This window comes from Pedobacter hiemivivus, assembly GCF_004331685.1.
Taxonomy (GTDB): domain Bacteria; phylum Bacteroidota; class Bacteroidia; order Sphingobacteriales; family Sphingobacteriaceae; genus Pedobacter; species Pedobacter hiemivivus.
This window is the reverse complement of sequence record NZ_SJSM01000003.1, coordinates 302,203-320,281: the sequence shown is the minus strand read 5'-3', so window position 1 is coordinate 320,281 and position 18,079 is coordinate 302,203. Positions and strand designations below refer to the sequence as shown.

At 37.9% G+C, this 18,079-nt stretch carries 19 protein-coding genes; 1 reads left to right on the top strand and 18 read right to left on the bottom strand.

Annotated elements, in window-relative coordinates:
* The first annotated feature begins 3 nt into the window (after nt 1-3).
* A complete protein-coding gene (rfbC, locus tag EZ444_RS07545; protein WP_131608115.1) occupies nt 4-558 on the top strand; it encodes a dTDP-4-dehydrorhamnose 3,5-epimerase in 555 nt (184 codons plus the stop codon).
* A gap of 87 nt (nt 559-645) precedes the next feature.
* On the opposite strand, the gene EZ444_RS07540 is transcribed toward rfbC, so the two are convergent.
* From EZ444_RS07540 to EZ444_RS07455, 18 genes are all read right to left on the bottom strand, one after another.
* Nucleotides 646-1,488, bottom strand: coding sequence for an OmpA/MotB family protein (locus EZ444_RS07540; protein WP_131608114.1), 843 nt, complete (start codon nt 1,486-1,488; stop codon nt 646-648).
* Between the two features lie 111 nt (nt 1,489-1,599).
* Nucleotides 1,600-2,262 (bottom strand): DUF2461 domain-containing protein, encoded by a 663-nt coding sequence (locus tag EZ444_RS07535; RefSeq protein ID WP_131608113.1) that lies wholly within the window; start codon nt 2,260-2,262, stop codon nt 1,600-1,602.
* A complete protein-coding gene (locus tag EZ444_RS07530) occupies nt 2,259-2,657 on the bottom strand; it encodes a DUF983 domain-containing protein (protein ID WP_131608112.1) in 399 nt (132 codons plus the stop codon). Before EZ444_RS07530 ends, EZ444_RS07535 begins: the two co-directional genes overlap by 4 nt.
* A gap of 14 nt (nt 2,658-2,671) precedes the next feature.
* Nucleotides 2,672-2,920 (bottom strand): hypothetical protein, encoded by a 249-nt coding sequence (locus tag EZ444_RS07525; protein WP_131608111.1) that lies wholly within the window; start codon nt 2,918-2,920, stop codon nt 2,672-2,674.
* 38 nt (nt 2,921-2,958) lie between these two features.
* Nucleotides 2,959-3,492, bottom strand: coding sequence for a DUF420 domain-containing protein (locus tag EZ444_RS07520; protein WP_131608110.1), 534 nt, complete (start codon nt 3,490-3,492; stop codon nt 2,959-2,961).
* Nucleotides 3,493-3,507: 15 nt separating this feature from the next.
* Nucleotides 3,508-4,215, bottom strand: a complete 708-nt coding sequence (locus EZ444_RS07515; RefSeq protein WP_131608109.1) for an SCO family protein — start codon at nt 4,213-4,215, stop codon at nt 3,508-3,510.
* The gene (locus EZ444_RS07510) at nt 4,215-4,556 is read right to left on the bottom strand and encodes a cytochrome C oxidase subunit IV family protein (protein ID WP_131608108.1); all 342 of its coding nucleotides are present in this window, start codon (nt 4,554-4,556) and stop codon (nt 4,215-4,217) included. Before EZ444_RS07510 ends, EZ444_RS07515 begins: the two co-directional genes overlap by 1 nt.
* 20 nt (nt 4,557-4,576) lie before the next feature.
* Nucleotides 4,577-5,284: a cytochrome c oxidase subunit 3 gene (locus EZ444_RS07505; RefSeq protein ID WP_090781179.1), complete on the bottom strand. Its 708-nt coding sequence runs from the start codon at nt 5,282-5,284 to the stop codon at nt 4,577-4,579.
* 30 nt (nt 5,285-5,314) lie between these two features.
* Entirely contained in the window at nt 5,315-5,905 is a 591-nt protein-coding gene (locus EZ444_RS07500; protein ID WP_131608107.1) for a cytochrome c oxidase subunit 3, read from the bottom strand.
* Nucleotides 5,906-5,912: 7 nt separating this feature from the next.
* Complete coding sequence (cyoE, locus tag EZ444_RS07495) at nt 5,913-6,791, bottom strand: heme o synthase (RefSeq protein ID WP_131608106.1); 879 nt, start codon at nt 6,789-6,791, stop codon at nt 5,913-5,915.
* An 11-nt stretch (nt 6,792-6,802) separates the two neighbouring features.
* Nucleotides 6,803-7,867 (bottom strand): COX15/CtaA family protein, encoded by a 1,065-nt coding sequence (locus tag EZ444_RS07490; RefSeq protein WP_131608105.1) that lies wholly within the window; start codon nt 7,865-7,867, stop codon nt 6,803-6,805.
* Nucleotides 7,868-7,956: 89 nt separating this feature from the next.
* A complete protein-coding gene (locus EZ444_RS07485; protein WP_205945226.1) occupies nt 7,957-9,840 on the bottom strand; it encodes a cytochrome c oxidase subunit I in 1,884 nt (627 codons plus the stop codon).
* A 20-nt stretch (nt 9,841-9,860) separates the two neighbouring features.
* Complete coding sequence (locus EZ444_RS07480) at nt 9,861-11,090, bottom strand: cytochrome c oxidase subunit II (protein ID WP_131608104.1); 1,230 nt, start codon at nt 11,088-11,090, stop codon at nt 9,861-9,863.
* A gap of 68 nt (nt 11,091-11,158) precedes the next feature.
* On the bottom strand, nt 11,159-12,373 hold the full coding sequence (locus EZ444_RS07475) for a quinol:cytochrome C oxidoreductase (RefSeq protein WP_131608103.1): 1,215 nt from the start codon (nt 12,371-12,373) through the stop codon (nt 11,159-11,161).
* Nucleotides 12,374-12,384: 11 nt separating this feature from the next.
* Nucleotides 12,385-12,993 (bottom strand): c-type cytochrome, encoded by a 609-nt coding sequence (locus EZ444_RS07470; RefSeq protein WP_131608102.1) that lies wholly within the window; start codon nt 12,991-12,993, stop codon nt 12,385-12,387.
* Entirely contained in the window at nt 12,965-13,501 is a 537-nt protein-coding gene (locus EZ444_RS07465) for a DUF3341 domain-containing protein (protein WP_131608101.1), read from the bottom strand. The genes EZ444_RS07470 and EZ444_RS07465 overlap by 29 nt, the downstream gene beginning before the upstream one ends.
* A 2-nt stretch (nt 13,502-13,503) precedes the next feature.
* A complete protein-coding gene (gene nrfD, locus EZ444_RS07460; protein ID WP_131608100.1) occupies nt 13,504-14,976 on the bottom strand; it encodes an NrfD/PsrC family molybdoenzyme membrane anchor subunit in 1,473 nt (490 codons plus the stop codon).
* Nucleotides 14,977-15,007: 31 nt separating this feature from the next.
* The gene (locus EZ444_RS07455; protein ID WP_131608099.1) at nt 15,008-18,079 is read right to left on the bottom strand and encodes a TAT-variant-translocated molybdopterin oxidoreductase; all 3,072 of its coding nucleotides are present in this window, start codon (nt 18,077-18,079) and stop codon (nt 15,008-15,010) included.

Sequence of the window (18,079 nt, the reverse complement as noted above, 5' to 3'; positions counted from 1 at the left end):
ATCATGCAAATTACTCAAACACCAATAGAAGGTCTATTAATTATCGAACCTAAAGTATGGAGAGATAACCGTGGTTACTTTTACGAAAGTTATAATGCTAAACTCTTTGCAGAAGCGGGTATAAATGTAAATTTTGTTCAGGATAACCAATCCTTTTCGCAAAAAGGAGCCCTGCGCGGATTACATGCACAAGCCCAACCTTTTGAACAAGGAAAATTAGTTCGCGTACTGCAGGGTGCAGTTATGGATGTTGCCGTCGACATTAGAAAAGATTCCCCTACATACGGACAACATTTCGACATTGAGTTAAGTGAAGAGAACCATAAACAACTTTGGGTTCCCGCAGGATTTCTACATGGATTCTTAACACTGGAAGATCAAACTATTTTCACCTATAAAGTAAGTAACTACTACGATAAAAATTCGGAAATAGGTGTAATGTGGAACGATCCAGACTTAAATATTGAATGGAGCAGGGATATCCATGAATCTGAATTCTTATTATCAGATAAAGATCAGGTACTTTCTCAGTTTAAAGATTTTGAAAGCCCTTTTTAAATAAAAAAAATTGCTTTTAATAAAGACGCCTGTATCACAAGAAATGATACAGGCGTCTTTTTGACCGGATTAATGATACGCCCTATTTTATTGCTTAATCAAGTTGTACAATTCATCTAATTTTGGTGAAAGTACAATCTCAATTCTGCGGTTTTTACTTCTGCTCTCAGCCGAGGTATTTGGACCTAATGGTTGGAACTGGCCTTTACCAGTTGCCGTCATACGTACCGCTTCAACCTTACTTACTTCAGTTAAATACCTTACCACCGATGTAGAGCGCAATACACTCAAATCCCAGTTATCTTTAATCTGACCAAGATTGGTTATTTTTTGAGAATCAGTATGACCTTCAACAGCTATATTAATTTCTGGTTGTTGTTTCAACACATCCGCCAATTGGCTCAATGCTTGTTTTCCCTTTTCATCAATAATAATACTGCCCGAAGGGAACAATAGTTTATCCATCAATGAAACGTATACTTTACCATTACGAATTTCAACAGTTAAGCCATTTTGAGTAAAGCCCAATAGCGCTTGTTGTAATTTTTCTTTTAACTGATTGGTAGCCTCATCACGCTTACGCAAAATCTCTTCTACCTCTTTAAGTCTTTGCTCCCGTTTCTTAAGGTCCGCAGAGAGCTTATTAATCTCGTTAGAGCTGTTACTACGTAACTTTGTATAGTTGTTGTCCATCTCCGAGTATCTACCCTTTAAATCGCTTAATGAACCGTTTAATCCGCTAGTATCTTTTCGCAGTTTAGCAATTAGGCTTTCAAGGCTCTCGTTCATTAACTGTGACTCATTCCAGCCCTTGTTTAAGGAATCTTGTTTGGCCAATAACGTCTTATACTTTTGAGGCGACAGGACTACGCAGGAACTGAATGCACTGGCAAACAATCCGACAAATAAAAACAAACTGATTTTCTTCATTAGTGTATATTGAATGTTAAGGATTATACTCCGCTTAAGCCCAATTGAGCTTTAAAGAAGCAGAAATTATGGTTCATTTGGTTTTAGGAGTTAATTTTGTTGAGACAAAAACTATTGCTCAACTGCTTTTCTCAAAAATAGAATAAAAGGATATACACTTTCAAAAGCATTTTTCAACTTATTAACGATTCCGGGTTTAAAAAACTCTTCGTCCTTAATTGGAAAGGTAGCAATAAAGCTCTTCAGCTTCAACAACTCTATTTGAGGATGATCTGCTTCATAACCTTTAGGGGCTTTTTTCAACTTATCATCCTGACTCAGGCTAAAGGTACTTTTGAAATTCTTTGCATTGATGATCTCCAAAAAATCACTGGTATTGTAGTCTATCTCTTCCCTAATCTTTTTCAGGTCTGATGCTTCTGGCATCCAAAACCCTGCTGCAAAAAAGCAACTTCCCGGTTGTATATGCAGATAATAGCCCGGTTCATTTATACCTCTTCCTTTTGCACCAAAAGAAATCCCGTAGTTATTTTTATAAGGATCTTTATTTTTACTAAACCGTACATCTCTATAAATTCGAAGCAAGCATTTTTTTGCCTGCGTTTCAATGGAAAATTCGGGATCAGCAGCAGCAAGCACTGGGATTAGCTCATCAATAAAGGTCAATACATCGGTTTTGGCGATTTCGTATCTTTCTTTATTTTCAGCAAACCATTCGCGATTATTATTTTCTGCTACTTCTGCTATAAAGGCAAGTGTTTCGGGCTTAATCATGGCTTATCGTAATAGGCGTTATACTTTATTTTTGGAGATAGCCAATGTAATAAAATCACGCGGGAATAGCGATAATTGAAAGGTGATAAAAGTAAACATCCTGTAAAAATTACACCAAGGTAAAGCCAGAATGAGTCGAAATCTAAACGACCACCAGATAAAACATAGGTCGCAACGCCGAGTGAAATCATTTCCGCACAGTTCATGGCATAACTTACATACATCGCTGCATAAAAATAGCCCGGTTCTATTTCAAACCGCTGTCCACAATGTGGGCAAACTGTATTTGTCCGTTGCACATTAAAGCCATATAAACTCCCGGTAAAAATATCGCCTCTACGACATTGTGGGCATTTACCATGTATGATTGCATAAAGCTTTGATGTTTTCTGCATAGGAGATCTGTAGGCTAAGAAATGCCTTGCGTTGTGTTTTTACGAAATTTCATATACCATAAAACACCAATACCAGTAAGCAAAACATATGGAATAGCCAACAGATATAATATACCTGTATTTAGGCCTTTACCTTGAGTATTGCCATTTTTTACACTTTGCTCTGCATTAACAGAACACATAGCACATTGCGCATTGGCCGTGTTACTTACACTAATGGCCGATAGCACGATAAAAACGAAGACAAATGCAATCCTTTTCATATTTACAAATATAGACAAACTATCTGATTAAGGGACGCTTAATAGCTATAATAAGGGGAAATCATTAGGTATACCACTACACCAGTAATGGCAACATATACCCATAGTGGGAAAGTGATTTTAGCAATCTTTTTATGCTTGTCAAAACGCTCAGCTAAAGCCCTCACATAAGTAATCAATACCAAAGGTATAATGGCAATAGACAAAAGTATATGAGTAAGCAAGATAAAGAAGTAAACGTATTTAATGGCTCCCTCACCGCCAAATTTAGTAGATGGAGTGGTCATGTGGTAGGCAATATACATCCCCAAAAATAACAAGGAACAACCAATTGCACATTTCATTAAATTCTCATGCAACTTACGTTTCCCGTTCTTAACAGCGATTACCGCTATAATCAATAAAACTGCCGTTATACCATTAATAGTCGCATATATTGGCGGCAAAAACGGCAATGGTGTGGCATTAGGAATCTTAACATAAAACAATATGGCTACAGCCAATGGAATAACGATAGAGAGCAAAATAATCCATTTATTATATTTCTGTTCAATTGGGGTGTTGTTACTCATAGCTCATATAACGGGTTATCGTCCGTCGTTATTGTTTCTTAATTCTTCGATGATCAATACTTTGATCTCATCATCTAATTTATTCAGGTCTTCCTTACTAGTCGCTTCGTAATAGCCTCTGATACGATGTTTGTAATCCAACAATACGAACATATTGCTATAAACAAATTTCTTATCACCGTTAATGATCTCGTGATGTGCATCTACAGAAAGTCCTTTATTAATTAGGTTGTAAATTTGCGTACTATCACCAGTTAAAAGATCCCATTTACCAGGCTTAGCCAAAAGCTGTTCCGCATATGGTTTTAAGCGTGCTGGTGTATCGTATACAGGGTCTATACTTAAGCTGATTAGATTCACCTTCTTATTTGGCCTATAAGTATATTCAAAAGATTGCATTGCTTTATTTGCGATATCAACCGAAGTGGTATTTCCCTGAGTATAAAACAGGTTTACAACCAATATTTTCCCGTCATAATGCTTGTTAGTAACGGTATCACCAGCCTGGTCGATTAGCTTAAAATCACCCAACTGATGATAGATGGTATCGGGGATCTGTTTTCCACGAACCGAGTGGAAAGTCGTGGCTACTTTTTTTGGACCAAAAAATGGCAATGGCTTATACCTGTTCTTGCCTTGTTCCTGTAGTAAATAATATAAAAATCCTGGTACCGCTAAAATGGTGACCAGGATTAAAACTTTTTTTATTGAAGTACCCTTCATTAAACCAGAGGCATATGTAAGTGTAAATATCCGCCTTCAATTAACATTAAAACTATAAAGTAAAATATGAAAATGAAAACAACAGATAAACAAACCTGAAGTCCTACCTTCTCAAATTTAAGGTGCATAAAATAAGCAACAATGTAAAAGGCTTTTAATAACGTTAATGCGATGTAAACATAGTTCCCTATATGTTGAGACATGTGTTTACCTGGGATAGCCCACAAAGCAATGATAAACTCAATTACTGTAATGGCTAACAGGATACCAAATACCTGCCAGATTTTCTTTTTGCTTAAAGCCGCATGCTCATCATGCGTGTGTTCTGTATGTTGTGACATAATATCTTACTTGAGAAAAATTAAACTAAATAGAAGAAGGTAAATACAAATACCCAAACAAGGTCTACAAAGTGCCAGTATAAACCAACCTTTTCAACCATTAGGTAATGTCCGCGTTTTTCAAAAGTACCATTAATCGTCATGCATAAAATGATGATGTTAATGATTACACCACTAAATACGTGGAATCCGTGGAATCCTGTAATGGTGAAAAACAAGTTCGAGAACTGCAAAGCAGATACTGTAGACACTTCCCCATCAAATAAATGATGTAAAGTTTCCATTGGAGGAATTTTACCCCATCCAAAACCTTCGTGGAACAAGTGAGTCCATTCTGCAGCCTGACAGCCAAGGAACATAAAACCACCAATGATAGTACCTACCATCCACCAGATCACTTCCTTCTTAGATCTTCTGTGTCCTGCCTCAACAGCCAATACCATTGTTACAGAGCTCATGATCAGGATAAAGGTCATGATACCAACAAATACCAGTGGGTATCCACCTTCCGCTATCCCTGGAACCGATTGAAAAACCAAATCCGGATCTGGCCAGGTAAGTTTACTAAAGCGTTGCGCTCCGTAATAAATCAATAATGATGAAAAGGTAAATGCATCAGAAACTAGAAAAAACCACATCATTATTTTGCCGTACTCTACTGACCACGGCGAGCGGCCTCCGCTCCATGGAGTGGTTTTTACCTGATCTAATTGTGATAATGAACTCATTTTATAAATTGTAATAGTTTGTTAAAAAGTCTAACTGTTCAAAAGTAAAAAAACATACAGATATATCCATAATATATCTATAAAATGCCAAAATATAGAAGCAATATCCATCCGGAATTTGCTCTTCTCTGCCGAAATACCCATGTAAGCACCAACTAACGTACTTGTCACGAAACATAAACCAGCAAAAATGTGTAACAGGTGAAGTCCTGATACCACGTAAATCATAGAAATTGCTGCATTATTATTTACAAAAGCCGCACCTGTATGGAACAAAGTCCCCCAGGCATCAACCTGTAGATAACCAAAAACACAGCCCAACACCAACGTCCCCCAAAGTAGCAATTTTTGACTACCAATATTGCCATTCTTTAAAGCTTTTGAGGCCAGAAATAAGCAAATGCTGCTTGCAATCAATACCGCTGTACTGTACATAAAAAGATCCGGCAATACCAAACCATGCCCTTTACCTTTTGATGCAGCAAAAACAATATAATAACTCGTAAAACCACCAAACATAATCGTTGATGAAACTACAAATAACCATACTACAAATTTCCTCGGCTTAGCATTAAAGGCCGCTTCCATCTTTAAATCCTCTTCTTTTAATGTGTGTACCATTTAAAATTTATTTAACTATAAAATCAAACAATAAAACCAGCTGAACCAAGGGTAAGTAGAAAAACGAACAGAACATTACTTTTCTAGCACTGTCCAAATCCATCTTTAACCACAACTTAAATCCAAGCCAGGCAAAGACAAGGCCCGCTAACAACGAAACCCCGCCAATATAATATCCCCCGAAACCATCTATGGTAGGCAACAAGCTTACCGGAATCAGGATCAATGTGCTTAAAAATGTAATAAAAGCACTTATTTTATCTCTTTTTGTCGTTGGCAAAAGTCTAAACCCTGCCTTCTTGTAATCATCATCCAAAACCCATGCAATAGCCCAGAAATGTGGGAACTGCCATACAAACTGGATCAAAAACAAGATCACCGCTATTTTATCAATCTTGCCATGCGCGGCTACATATCCAATTAGTGGAGGTAAAGCTCCTGGAATTGCACCAACAAATACTGCAATTGGTGATTTACGCTTTAAAGGCGTATAAGCAAAGGCATAAAGGAAAATAGAAAACACCGAAAGTAAACCCGTCTCGATATTTAATTTACCTAGTAAGTAAGTTCCCAATAAGCCCATAACCAATCCTGAAACCAAGCCCTGACCAGTAGTCATATGACCAGCAGGCATAGGACGATCCTTAGTCCTGGTCATTAATTTATCAAGATCTACTTCGATGACCTCATTAAAACAATTCGCGGCAGAAGTAACCAAAAATCCCCCTATGATTAAAATCACCCAGTTCGTCCAATTGATCCCAGGAATTACACCATCAATCGGCACTTGAGAACCAATTAAAAAAGTAACTGACGCAGAGAACACTACCAGGAACGTTAACCTGAATTTTATGAGCTTAGAGAAATCTGAGAAAAACCTTTTCAATTTGTATATAATTAATTCTGTTGATTGTAAGTACTAGTTCTGTAAACTAATAAGTACAGGTAATATTGTAAACTAAACAAGAGCGTTGAGAACAAAATATGCAATGCCTGTGCATAAGGTGGAAGCCCAAAGTTAGACAATAAAAGGCCGGTTACAATTTGAATGATCAAAACGATTCCAATTGAGCTACCTACCCTTAAAGCCGTAGTTTTACCATTAAACTTATCCTTAACAATTTTATAAATGATGATATTTACAATCAACACCAACATGGCCAAATCACGGTGATAAGAAAATAGATCCCCTACCTTCGAAACCCAACTGTGTCTACCATTGTATAACATCGCTTTAGATATTGCATCTATGGCCTCTCTAACCTCCGTACCGATTACAATTTGTATCACACTCAATACCACAGATCCGATAGTTAAAATCTTAAGCCAACCAATCTTACCCATAATGATTGTAGCCTCTTTATGCAACTGTTGGGTGTAATTATAAGTATAAACTAAAATACCCAAGATCACCAATGCCAATAACATGTGTACGGTAACTATCCAAGGCATTAAATTAGTAGAGACAACAATTGAACCCAACCAGGCCTGAAAACCAACAATGATTAGGTTTGAAAGACTAAGAATGATAATTCTATTTGCTTTACCCTTATAGGTAAATGAATATACTGCCAGGCCTAACAACAAGAATCCGGTAATTGCACCCATCAACCTGTTTATGTATTCTGTCCAGGTCTTCCCGGCATTAAATGTTTCTGGTTGAAGAATAGAGGTATCGTGTCTAATGCTGTCTGCAAGATGCCCCTTTCCCATTCTATCGAGGGTTTTCGCAAAACGTTCATTCTTAGCGACACGTTCAGCTACATATTTCTCTTTATAATTGGCAGGTAATTGCGAAACAGAAGTTGGTGGAACGTATTGATCAAAACACTTAGGCCAATCCGGACAGCCCATACCAGAACCCGTACTACGTACGATCCCACCCGCCAAAATTAGCAGTAAGGTTATAACTATTGTAATAAGGTTTAGCCTGATAAATCTCGTTTCAGATTTAGGAACCATGGTATGTGTTAGATTAAAAAAAATGAGGTATCTGTTGTAAGTATTTACTTACTGCAGATACCTCATCGTATTAGATACTACGTATTAGTCTATTTTGACGCATCTACAGAAGGGTTCTCTTCTTCCCATTCTCTTTGTATACGTTCAGACTCGCTATTGCCTTCAAAATCATGAGGCATATTAGAACTCATTGTTTGTGAGAAAGGAACCGTTTGAGGGATAAAATCTGCCTCAGCTCCTGGCTTACTGTAATCATATGGCCAACGGTATACCGTAGGGATTTCTCCTGGCCAGTTACCATGTAAACGTTCAACTGGAGTTGTCCATTCTAAAGTATTTGCTTGCCAAGGATTTTGAGATGCTACCTTACCTTTAAAGATGGAGTAGAAGAAGTTGAATAAGAAAGCAACCTGAGCTAATGCAGCAATAATTGCAGACCAGGTAACTAAAATATTAACAGTAACCCACTTTTGCATAAACTCAAACTCAGTGAATGCATAATAACGACGTGGCACACCATCTAGTCCTAAGAAGTGTAAAGGGAAGAACACTAAATAAGCACAAGCAAAAGTAATCCAGAAGTGAAGGTATCCCAACTTGCTGCTCATCATTCTTCCGAACATTTTAGGGAAGTAGTGATAAACACCAGCAAGCATACCAAATATCGCTGCAGAACCCATTACCAAGTGGAAGTGGGCAATTACAAAGTAAGTATCATGTAAGTTGATATCTAATGAAGCATTACCTAAGAAGATACCTGTTAAACCACCAGAGATAAAGAATGAAACCATACCAATAGCGAACAACATTGCAGGAGTAAACCTGATGTTACCTCTCCATAATGTAGCCAACCAGTTAAAAGTCTTAACCGCTGAAGGTACCGCAATGATCAAAGTTGTGATCATAAATACCCCGCCCAATAACGGGTTCATACCAGTTACAAACATATGGTGACCCCAAACGATAAACGAAAGGATAGTAATACCGATCAATGAATAGATCATCGCATGGTAACCGAAGATAGGTTTTCTTGCATTTACAGACATAATCTCTGAAGACAAGCCCATCGCTGGCATAATTACGATATATACCTCTGGGTGTCCTAGGAACCAGAATAAATGTTGCCATAAAATTGGAGATCCACCTTCATTAGGAAGGATCTGAGTACCCATAACAATATCAGAAAGGTAGAAACTAGTGCCGAAACTTCTGTCAAATATCAATAATACGACACCTGCAACTAAAACAGGGAAAGATAAGATACCTAAAATTGCAGTTAAGAAGAACGCCCAGATTGTTAATGGCATTTTCCAAAGATCCATACCTTTAGTACGCATGTTTAAGATAGTACTTACGTAGTTGATACCACCCATTAAAGATGAAGCAACAAAAAGTACCATACTAATTAACCATAAAGTCATACCTAAACCAGAACCGCTAATCGCTGTAGGCAAAGCCGACAATGGCGGATAAACCGTCCATCCCGCACTCGCAGGTCCTGTTTGTATAAAGAATGAACCCATCATGATTACACAAGCAGTAAAGAAGAACCAGTAAGAAAGCATGTTTAGGAATGGAGAAGCCATATCCCTTGCACCAATCTGAAGTGGTATCAGTAAATTACTAAAAGTACCGCTCAATCCTGCTGTCAATACAAAGAATACCATGATGGTACCATGTATAGTTACTAAAGCAAGGTAAAAATCAGGTTTAATACGACCACCTTCAGCCCACTTTCCTAAGAAAGTCTCTAAAATAGGGAAGTCTTTATCTGGCCATGCAAGTTGTAAACGAAACAATATCGACAGTCCCATTGCAATAACAGCCATAATAATACCTGTTATCAGGAACTGCTTAGCAATCATCTTGTGATCCTGACTAAAGACATACTTCGTTAAGAAGGTCTCTTTGTGATGCCCATGATCATCATGGTTATCGTGGTTATGTGTATCGTGTAATGATATAGTTGACATAATGTGCTATTCCAGTATTATTAATTTTTTAAAGCTAATTGTTTTGTTTTAACTGCCGACGAGTCCTTTGCAGTTGTATCAGCTACTACAGTAGTTGTAGCAGGAGTTACAGGTATGTTAAATTCTTTTTTCAAATCGTCAGTTAAATAAGCTGGTTGTTCTTTAACCCAAGCCTCATACTCAGCCATAGAAACAACTTTAACTTCTTTTTGCATTTTATAGTGACCATCTCCACAGATCTTGTTACATAAGAACAAATATTTGAATGTAGGGTCATTTGTTTTAGCCTTCATTTCTTCAGTAGTAATGGTTGGCGTAAACTCAAAGTAAGAAGTCATACCTGGCACAGTGTTCAATTGAACCCTGAAGTGTGGCATGAAAAAACTGTGAATTACATCTTTACTGGTCAAGATTAAACGTACTGGTTTGTTAACCGGAATAACCATTTCATCTGCCGACTGATCATCAAGTGTATTTTTATCTCTAAAGTCAATACCCAAAGCATTAACAGAAGTGATCAATTTGTAATTTTTAGTACCCACTACACCATCAGCACCTGCATAACGGATTGCCCATGCAAATTGAGATGAAGTGATCTCGATGCTGATAGGCTTGTTATTAGGATCTTCGATTTTGTAGAAAATTGATCTCCAGGTAAGGAAACCCATCAATACCAATATCGTTAAAACGAAAGCCGGAACAATTGTCCAGATACGCTCAATCGTATTGTTGTGTGGGTAGTAATATGCTTTTCTTTTGTTCGTGTATTTGTAGAAATAAGCGAAAGCAAATAAAAGAATGTGAGTAATAATGAAAACTATAGTAGTAAGAATCAACGTGATGTTAAACATCTGGTCAATTTTCTTACCATGCTCTGAAGCCGCTTCAGGTAGGATCATGTTTCCATGAACCGTATACTCCCAGTATACACCATAAAGACCTACAATAAGGAACAATGCAAAAAGCACACCGTTAACTTTATTCCAGTCTATTCCTTTTGGTTTATCCTGAGCCTCACGGGTCAATTCATATACCTTCAATGCTTTCCCAATGATTGCTACAAATAAGCAGACCAATAAAAAGGCCATGGTATAAAATATCACCGATTTATAAATCGGCCCCATATCGATGGGCTTTTTAGCGGTCTCAGCGGCTGCAGCTTGTGCAAAAGCGCTGGTGTTTGCAAATGCAGTTAAAATCACTGCTAGTGCCGCTATCGTTTTGTTACTTATAAATTTTCTTAAACTCATTTCCTTAAAAGTAGTAACGCTGTACTTCTATTATACTATTATTTTTTATTCTCTATTAAGACCACCAATTACAACTGGTGATGTAAACTTTCTTGTAAAAACGGGTGGTTTTTAGCGATCAATGCTTTTTTGCTTAATGCACTTAATACGGTAAAAGTAAACAAACCTACAAAACCTAATGCAATACCAACCTCAATAAAACCAAATGCATGGTGTTCTTCTACTGTTCCTGGCATAATCATTTGGTAATAATCTACCCAGTGACCACATAAAACAACTATAGATACAGTCAATAATATATTTTCATGTCTCTTGTTATCTCTGTCCATTAGCAGTAGTACAGGAGCTAAAAAGTTTAATACTAAATTCAGGTAGAACCAGAACTCATAGTGCTCAAACCTTTTGTAAAAATATACAGTCTCTTCTGGCATGTTTGCATAGTAAATCAAAAGAAACTGACAAAACCATACATAAGTCCAGAAGATAGAGAATCCGAAGATAAACTGTCCTAAGTTGTGTAAGTGACTATTATTTACCCAGCTCATGTAACCTGCTTTTCTCAGAAGGATAATGATAATGGCCATAGTAGCCAAACTGCTTACCCACATTGCCGCGAAATTGTACCAGCCAAACATGGTTGAGAACCAATGTGCTTCCAATGACATCACAGTATCAAAAGCAAAGATTGGCGTAGTAAATCCATAAATAACAAGGAATATACATGAATATTTAAAACTCTTTGTATAAGAATTTAAACCACCCTGTAAATCTTCGTTGTTAGATAGTTTAGACAGATACACAGCGAAAAAGCTATATATTGCTAAAAAGACAACCTGACGTCCCATAAAGAAAGGTACATTCAGGAACGCTGACTTACCAGCGATTAACTTATCATAGTTTGCACTGTTTGGATCAGTTAATCCATCTGCATGCCAGTGATGATATAAGTTATGAGTATATAAACCTGCACCCATTACAACAATTAAAATGACTACCGCAATTGGTAACACTTTAGCCATTGCCTGAGGCACACGTAGTATAGAAGCAGACCAACCAGCCTGTGCTACGAATTGAACTGCCAAGAAGAACGCTCCTGACATACAAACACAAGCGAAGTAATAAGCCATTAGCAACAGGTTTGCAAAAGTACGCTCATGAAGCGCCTCAGCAGAAAAACCGTAACCTATAGCCGCTATTCCTATTACAATAGCGATTATACTTAAAGTTTTAGCCTTGCCTGTAAACTCAAACTGCTCAGTTAAATTATAATTGTGAGTTCCCATCTATATTGTGCTTATTGTATTTTTTGTAATTGTTGAACATACATCACTACTTTCCATCTTTCTTCTGGAGATAGCTGAGAGGCATGTGATCCCATATTATTTAAACCATACTCAATAGTATGATAAATTTTGCCCGCCGTTAAATCTTTCATCAGACCGCCACGTGAAGAAGCTGCATCACCATGATAAGAAGGCACACCGTTGAATTTTTCAATTTTAACCAGGTGACCTTGTCCATCGCCCTTTTCGCCATGACATGGAGCACAAAATACAGTGAAATAATGCTTCCCTGATTCTAGGTTTGCTTCAGTTAAAGCAAGTGGATTAACTAAACTTACACCTGCTGCTTCATATCCTTCTTTAGTGTTAGGATAATTATCAAACTTATCAAATCCTACTGGAGTAGTATTTGCTGGTGGAACCTGTGCAGTTGCTCCATTCTTAAAATTCTTGTTCGGTTGATCTGGATTGTATGCAATCGGATCATACATATTCCTGGCGTATTCTAAACCTGTACTTCTTTTATCCTTACATGCCGTGAATAAAACAGCTCCTGTAAGTATACAAAACGAGGCTAAAACTACTTTACTTTTATTCATAGCTAATATACTTCCTTTCATTATGCTTTACTTCCAAAGCACCAGCTTCCTTTAATAAATCATCAATCTTATTGTGATCAGTATTCTCTTTTGCATCAATTGCAATGATAAACCTGTCATCTGTAGCTCTTAAGTCCATTACTCTTGGTGCTCTTCCCGGAAATAAGTGGGTTGATGCATAATAAGAACCAACTAAACCAAAAGCACAAAACAAAATGGTCAACTCAAAGGTAATTGGAATAAAATCCGGTAAAGCGAAGTGTGGCTTACCCCCGATATTAATTGGCCAGTCATATGCTGCTGCAAGATATACAAACGTAAGCATCGTACATGTTCCTGTTATTCCAAAAAAGAAAGCCGCAATATCTAATCTTGAACGCTTAACCCCTAATTTAGCTTCTATGCCATGAATAGGCATTGGTGTATAAACATCATGTATCTTAATGTTGTTCTCCTGCAATTTATCGATGCCATGCATCATTTCATCAGGGTCACCAAAACTGCCTAAAATATATTTGATATTGTTCATTGTTATATTTTTGCGTATTCTTCTTGTTTAACACTATCAAATTTATCCAAAGACTCCACGTATTCTGATACATGTGTCGGATCCAAATGACCTTCCTTAATTTGCTCTAACTTAGCTTGCTCACTTGCACTTTTCAGTAGCAATTTAACCTCTGCAATTGCAATTGAAGGTAGTACCCTTAAGAACAATAAGAACAAAGTAAAGAACAAACCTATCGATCCCACAAACACACTCACATCAACCCAGCTTGGATAGAACATCGCCCAACTTGAAGGAATATAATCACGGTGTAATGAAGTTACGATAATTACGAAACGCTCAAACCACATACCGATGTTTACTACAATAGATAAAATCCAGGTAGCAGCGATGCTGGTACGGATCTTCTTGAACCATAACAACTGTGGAGAGATTACGTTACAAGTCATCATCATCCAGTAAGCCCACCAGTATGGACCAGTTGAACGGTTGATGAAAGCATACTGCTCATATTCAGAACCTGAATACCATGCGATAAAGAACTCAGTGATGTAAGCCACACCCACGATAGATCCTGTCAAGATGATAATCTTGTTCATCGATTCAATGTGGAACATGGTGATATAGTTCTCAAGACCTAATACTTTACGTGCTACCAATAACAAGGTTAACACCATCGCAAATCCTGAGAAGATCGCCCCAGCCACAAAATATGGAGGGAAGATCGTAGTGTGCCATCCGGGAATTACCGAGGTAGCAAAGTCCATGGATACAATCGTGTGTACCGAAAGTACTAGGGGTGTAGAGATACCCGCCAAAATGATAGATACAGCCTCAAAACGTTGCCATGTCTTCACATTTCCAGCCCATCCAAATGATAGTATAGTATAAACTCTACGTTTAACACCTGTTGCACGGTCACGAATAGTTGCGATATCAGGCAATAGACCTGTATACCAGAATAATAGTGATACCGAGAAGTAAGTTGAGATCGCAAACATATCCCAAACTAGCGGCGAGTTAAAGTTTACCCATAATGATCCGAATTGATTTGGTAATGGAAGCACCCAGTAAGCCAACCATGGTCTACCCATGTGAGATACTACATACGTTGCCGCACAAATAACGGCGAAGATTGTCATCGCCTCTGCCGAACGGTTAATCGAGTTACGCCAGTTCTGACGGAAAAGTAATAGTACTGCAGAAATCAGTGTTCCTGCGTGACCAATACCTACCCACCATACGAAACCGGTGATATCCCAAGCCCATCCTACTGTTTTATTTAATCCCCATGCACCGATACCAAACCAGAAGGTATAACTAACTGCTACTACCCATAGTAAAGCTCCGCATAGTGCGACGATAAATCCTATCCACCAAGCCCTATTTGGCTTGTTCTCTACCGGCAGTAAAATATCATTCGTAATCTTTGCATACGTGATATCCGTGCCGGTGATTAGTGGTTCTCTTAATATTGATTCGTTATGTCCTGACATAATTTATTTTCTTTTAATATCAGCTATCCGCTTACGCTTGTACTGTTGTATCTGTATTTCTAATTTTCGTCATATAACCTATACCCGGTTGTACGTTAATTTCTTCCAACACATAGTAAATACGCTCACTACGTAATGCTTTAGAAACTTCCGATTCAGGATCATTTGCATCACCAAAGATGATTGCATTTGCAGAACAAGCTTGTTGACATGCCATTTTGATATCACCATCTTTCAATGGACGTTTTTCAATTTTAGCTTGCAATTTACCTGCCTGGATACGCTGAATACACATCGAGCATTTTTCCATTACACCTCTTGAACGAGTAGTTACATCAGGGTTAAGTACCAACTGAGTAAATTCATTATTCAAATAGTTGTCAAAACGTGAATCATTCCAGTAGTTGAACCAGTTGAAACGACGTACTTTATATGGACAGTTGTTTGCGCAATAACGAGTACCGACACAACGGTTATAAGCCATATGGTTTAAGCCGTCTGATGAGTGTACAGTAGCCAATACCGGACAAACAGTCTCACATGGAGCGTGATCACAATGTTGACAAAGCATAGGTTGGTGTACAACCGATACATTGTTCATTTGATCTTCGTTCAAATGAGCGATCTCTTTCTCTTTCGTTACAGCGTTAATCGCGCTATGACCATGAGCACCTTCTGCATGTGATTCACCTTCCTGGTTAAAGCTGTAGTAACGGTCAATACGGATCCAGTGCATCTCTCTGCGTCTGCGTACTTCGTCTTTACCTACAACAGGAATGTTATTTTCTACGTTACAAGCAACAATACAAGAACCACAACCAGTACAAGCATTCAAATCGATCGCCATTACCCAGTTGTTACCTGGTTTTTCGTATTTATCCCATAAATCGTAAGTTTTATGTTTAGCATGGTCGTTACCCGAACCAGCAGCAGGATTCTTTTTGTATTCCGTAAATGTAGCCTCACGGATTACATTTCTACCTTCAAAAGAATAATGTGTTTGTGTTTGAGCAAGTTCTTCTCTTCTGCCAGTACCTGCTAATTTAACAGTTGTAGCATACTTTAAAGTACCATTGCTAAAGCTTACAAATGGATAAGCATTTTTACCTACATTATCTCCAGCTTTACCAACTTTGGTACGGCCATAACCTAATGCAATGGATACAGTACCTATCGCTTGCCCCGGTTGAATCAACAAAGGAAGCTCAATAGTGTAACCATTATCGGCTTTCACAGAAACGATATCAAATTCTTTAAATCCTAATTTCTCAGCATACTTAGGCGCAATAGCTACATAGTTGTCCCAGGTTACTTTCGAAACCGGATCAGGAAGCTCTTGCAAGAATGCATTGTTAGCATGTTTACCATCACGCATCGGAATACTTTCATATACCTGAAGCTGGATGTCTTTTGCTAATGCCTTGCTGTTGTTTAAAATAGATGGAGCTACAGCAGCTAAAGAAAGATTGAAAGTATATGCACCAGCCGGTTTTTCAGCAGCTGCAAATACACCCTTTTGTAAAGCTTCTTTCCAGTTTGAACCTACTGCAGGTAATATATTTTTCTCCCAGTTGTTACGAACATACTGGTAGTATTCTTTAACAGCATTGTCAGACCAAATCAATAAACTCTCTTCTGCCTGACGTGAGTTAAATACAGGGTTAATTGTTGGCTGTACAATAGAGTAAACTCCTTCGTACGAGCTTGCATCACCCCATGCTTCTAAATAGTTATGGTTAATTGCAACCACATCACACAAAGTAGAAGTCTCATCCTTACGGTCAGAGAACGACACTTTCAAGGCAACTTTCGCTAAAGCATCTGTAAACGCTTTAGTGTTTGCTACGTCATAAGCCGGATTGCTATCTAAGATGAAAACAGCAGCAACTTCGCCTCTGTTCATCTCATTGATCAATTCAGCAAATTCCGCATCATTACCTGCATAAAGTTTGCAAGGATTATCCAAATCAATAGTAGCACCATAACTGCCGATAGCAGAGTTAATGGCATTTACTAAAATCTGAGTAGAAACATCATTTGATCCCGAAACTACAAGTGCTTTACCTTTATTTTGTAAAAGCTCCTTACCAACTAATTTCAATGCCTTATCAGCATTAACGTTATCTGGTAAAGTACCACCAGCTAAGCCAGCACCTGTAATTGCATTATATAAGGCAATCAAAGCAGGACCTTCTTCCGATAATTTTACTGGAATACGTGTATCTGCATTTGTACCTGTTAAGCTCATGCCTGCCTCAAATTGGAAGTGACGGGACATTTTGCCGTTTTTCAACGATTTATGATTCCTGTTAGAAACATATTGAGCAGTAAACTCTTCACCACTAATCCAGGTACCTAAAAAGTCAGCTCCGAAACTTACAATCAGATCTGCTTTATCAAACTTGTACTTAGGAACAACAGCTTTACCGAAACTATTCTCATTCGCTTTAATGATACCAGTATAAGAAACAGCATCGTATTGAACGTGTTTAGTATTAGGATATGCAGCGGTGAAATCAGCAATAACTGCTTTTGTAGAAGGACTGTTTACAGAAGAAGAAATCACGCGGATTTTCTTTCCTGATGCCTGAGCTTTGTTCAACTCCCCTTTTACAAACTCATCTACCTTAGTCCAGGTACTTTCGTTTTCTTTTAATAAAGGCGATTTTAACTTAGATACATCATACAGATCCAACACTGAAGCCTGTGCCTGCGCATCAGTACCACAATTAAATGCACCAGCATTTGTATTTGCTTCTATTTTAATTGGTCTACCTTCTCTGGTTTTAACCAAAACCGGATGACCGTTAAAACTTGAAACATAGTAGTTAGGGATACCCGGAACAACCTCTTCAGGTTTAATTACATAAGGAATTGCCTTATGAACAGGGGCTGTTTGACAAGCCGCAAGTGTCACCGCACCTAATCCAAAGCCTAAAGCCTTTAAAAAGTCACGGCGAGGAGTTACGGTACTTAACCCCGCTTCATTTAAAACATCTTCTATTGGAAGTGGCTCAGCAAATTCGTTCTTGTTGTTTTCAACAAAATCCGGAGTGTTATTATACTCTTCTAAGCCTTTCCAGTATTTTTTATTGCTTTCCAT

Excerpts from the sequence above, each read along its gene's own strand:
- rfbC (WP_131608115.1), top strand. The coding sequence starts at position 4 with ATGCAAATTACTCAAACACCAATAGAAGGTCTATTAATTATCGAACCT.
- EZ444_RS07540 (WP_131608114.1), bottom strand. The coding sequence starts at position 1,488 with ATGAAGAAAATCAGTTTGTTTTTATTTGTCGGATTGTTTGCCAGTGCA.
- EZ444_RS07535 (WP_131608113.1), bottom strand. The coding sequence starts at position 2,262 with ATGATTAAGCCCGAAACACTTGCCTTTATAGCAGAAGTAGCAGAAAAT.
- EZ444_RS07530 (WP_131608112.1), bottom strand. The coding sequence starts at position 2,657 with ATGCAGAAAACATCAAAGCTTTATGCAATCATACATGGTAAATGCCCA.
- EZ444_RS07525 (WP_131608111.1), bottom strand. The coding sequence starts at position 2,920 with ATGAAAAGGATTGCATTTGTCTTCGTTTTTATCGTGCTATCGGCCATT.
- EZ444_RS07520 (WP_131608110.1), bottom strand. The coding sequence starts at position 3,492 with ATGAGTAACAACACCCCAATTGAACAGAAATATAATAAATGGATTATT.
- EZ444_RS07515 (WP_131608109.1), bottom strand. The coding sequence starts at position 4,215 with ATGAAGGGTACTTCAATAAAAAAAGTTTTAATCCTGGTCACCATTTTA.
- EZ444_RS07510 (WP_131608108.1), bottom strand. The coding sequence starts at position 4,556 with ATGTCACAACATACAGAACACACGCATGATGAGCATGCGGCTTTAAGC.
- EZ444_RS07505 (WP_090781179.1), bottom strand. The coding sequence starts at position 5,284 with ATGAGTTCATTATCACAATTAGATCAGGTAAAAACCACTCCATGGAGC.
- EZ444_RS07500 (WP_131608107.1), bottom strand. The coding sequence starts at position 5,905 with ATGGTACACACATTAAAAGAAGAGGATTTAAAGATGGAAGCGGCCTTT.
- EZ444_RS07490 (WP_131608105.1), bottom strand. The coding sequence starts at position 7,867 with ATGGTTCCTAAATCTGAAACGAGATTTATCAGGCTAAACCTTATTACA.
- EZ444_RS07485 (WP_205945226.1), bottom strand. The coding sequence starts at position 9,840 with ATGTCAACTATATCATTACACGATACACATAACCACGATAACCATGAT.
- EZ444_RS07480 (WP_131608104.1), bottom strand. The coding sequence starts at position 11,090 with ATGAGTTTAAGAAAATTTATAAGTAACAAAACGATAGCGGCACTAGCA.
- EZ444_RS07475 (WP_131608103.1), bottom strand. The coding sequence starts at position 12,373 with ATGGGAACTCACAATTATAATTTAACTGAGCAGTTTGAGTTTACAGGC.
- EZ444_RS07470 (WP_131608102.1), bottom strand. The coding sequence starts at position 12,993 with ATGAAAGGAAGTATATTAGCTATGAATAAAAGTAAAGTAGTTTTAGCC.
- EZ444_RS07465 (WP_131608101.1), bottom strand. The coding sequence starts at position 13,501 with ATGAACAATATCAAATATATTTTAGGCAGTTTTGGTGACCCTGATGAA.
- nrfD (WP_131608100.1), bottom strand. The coding sequence starts at position 14,976 with ATGTCAGGACATAACGAATCAATATTAAGAGAACCACTAATCACCGGC.
- EZ444_RS07455 (WP_131608099.1), bottom strand. The coding sequence starts at position 18,079 with ATGGAAAGCAATAAAAAATACTGGAAAGGCTTAGAAGAGTATAATAAC.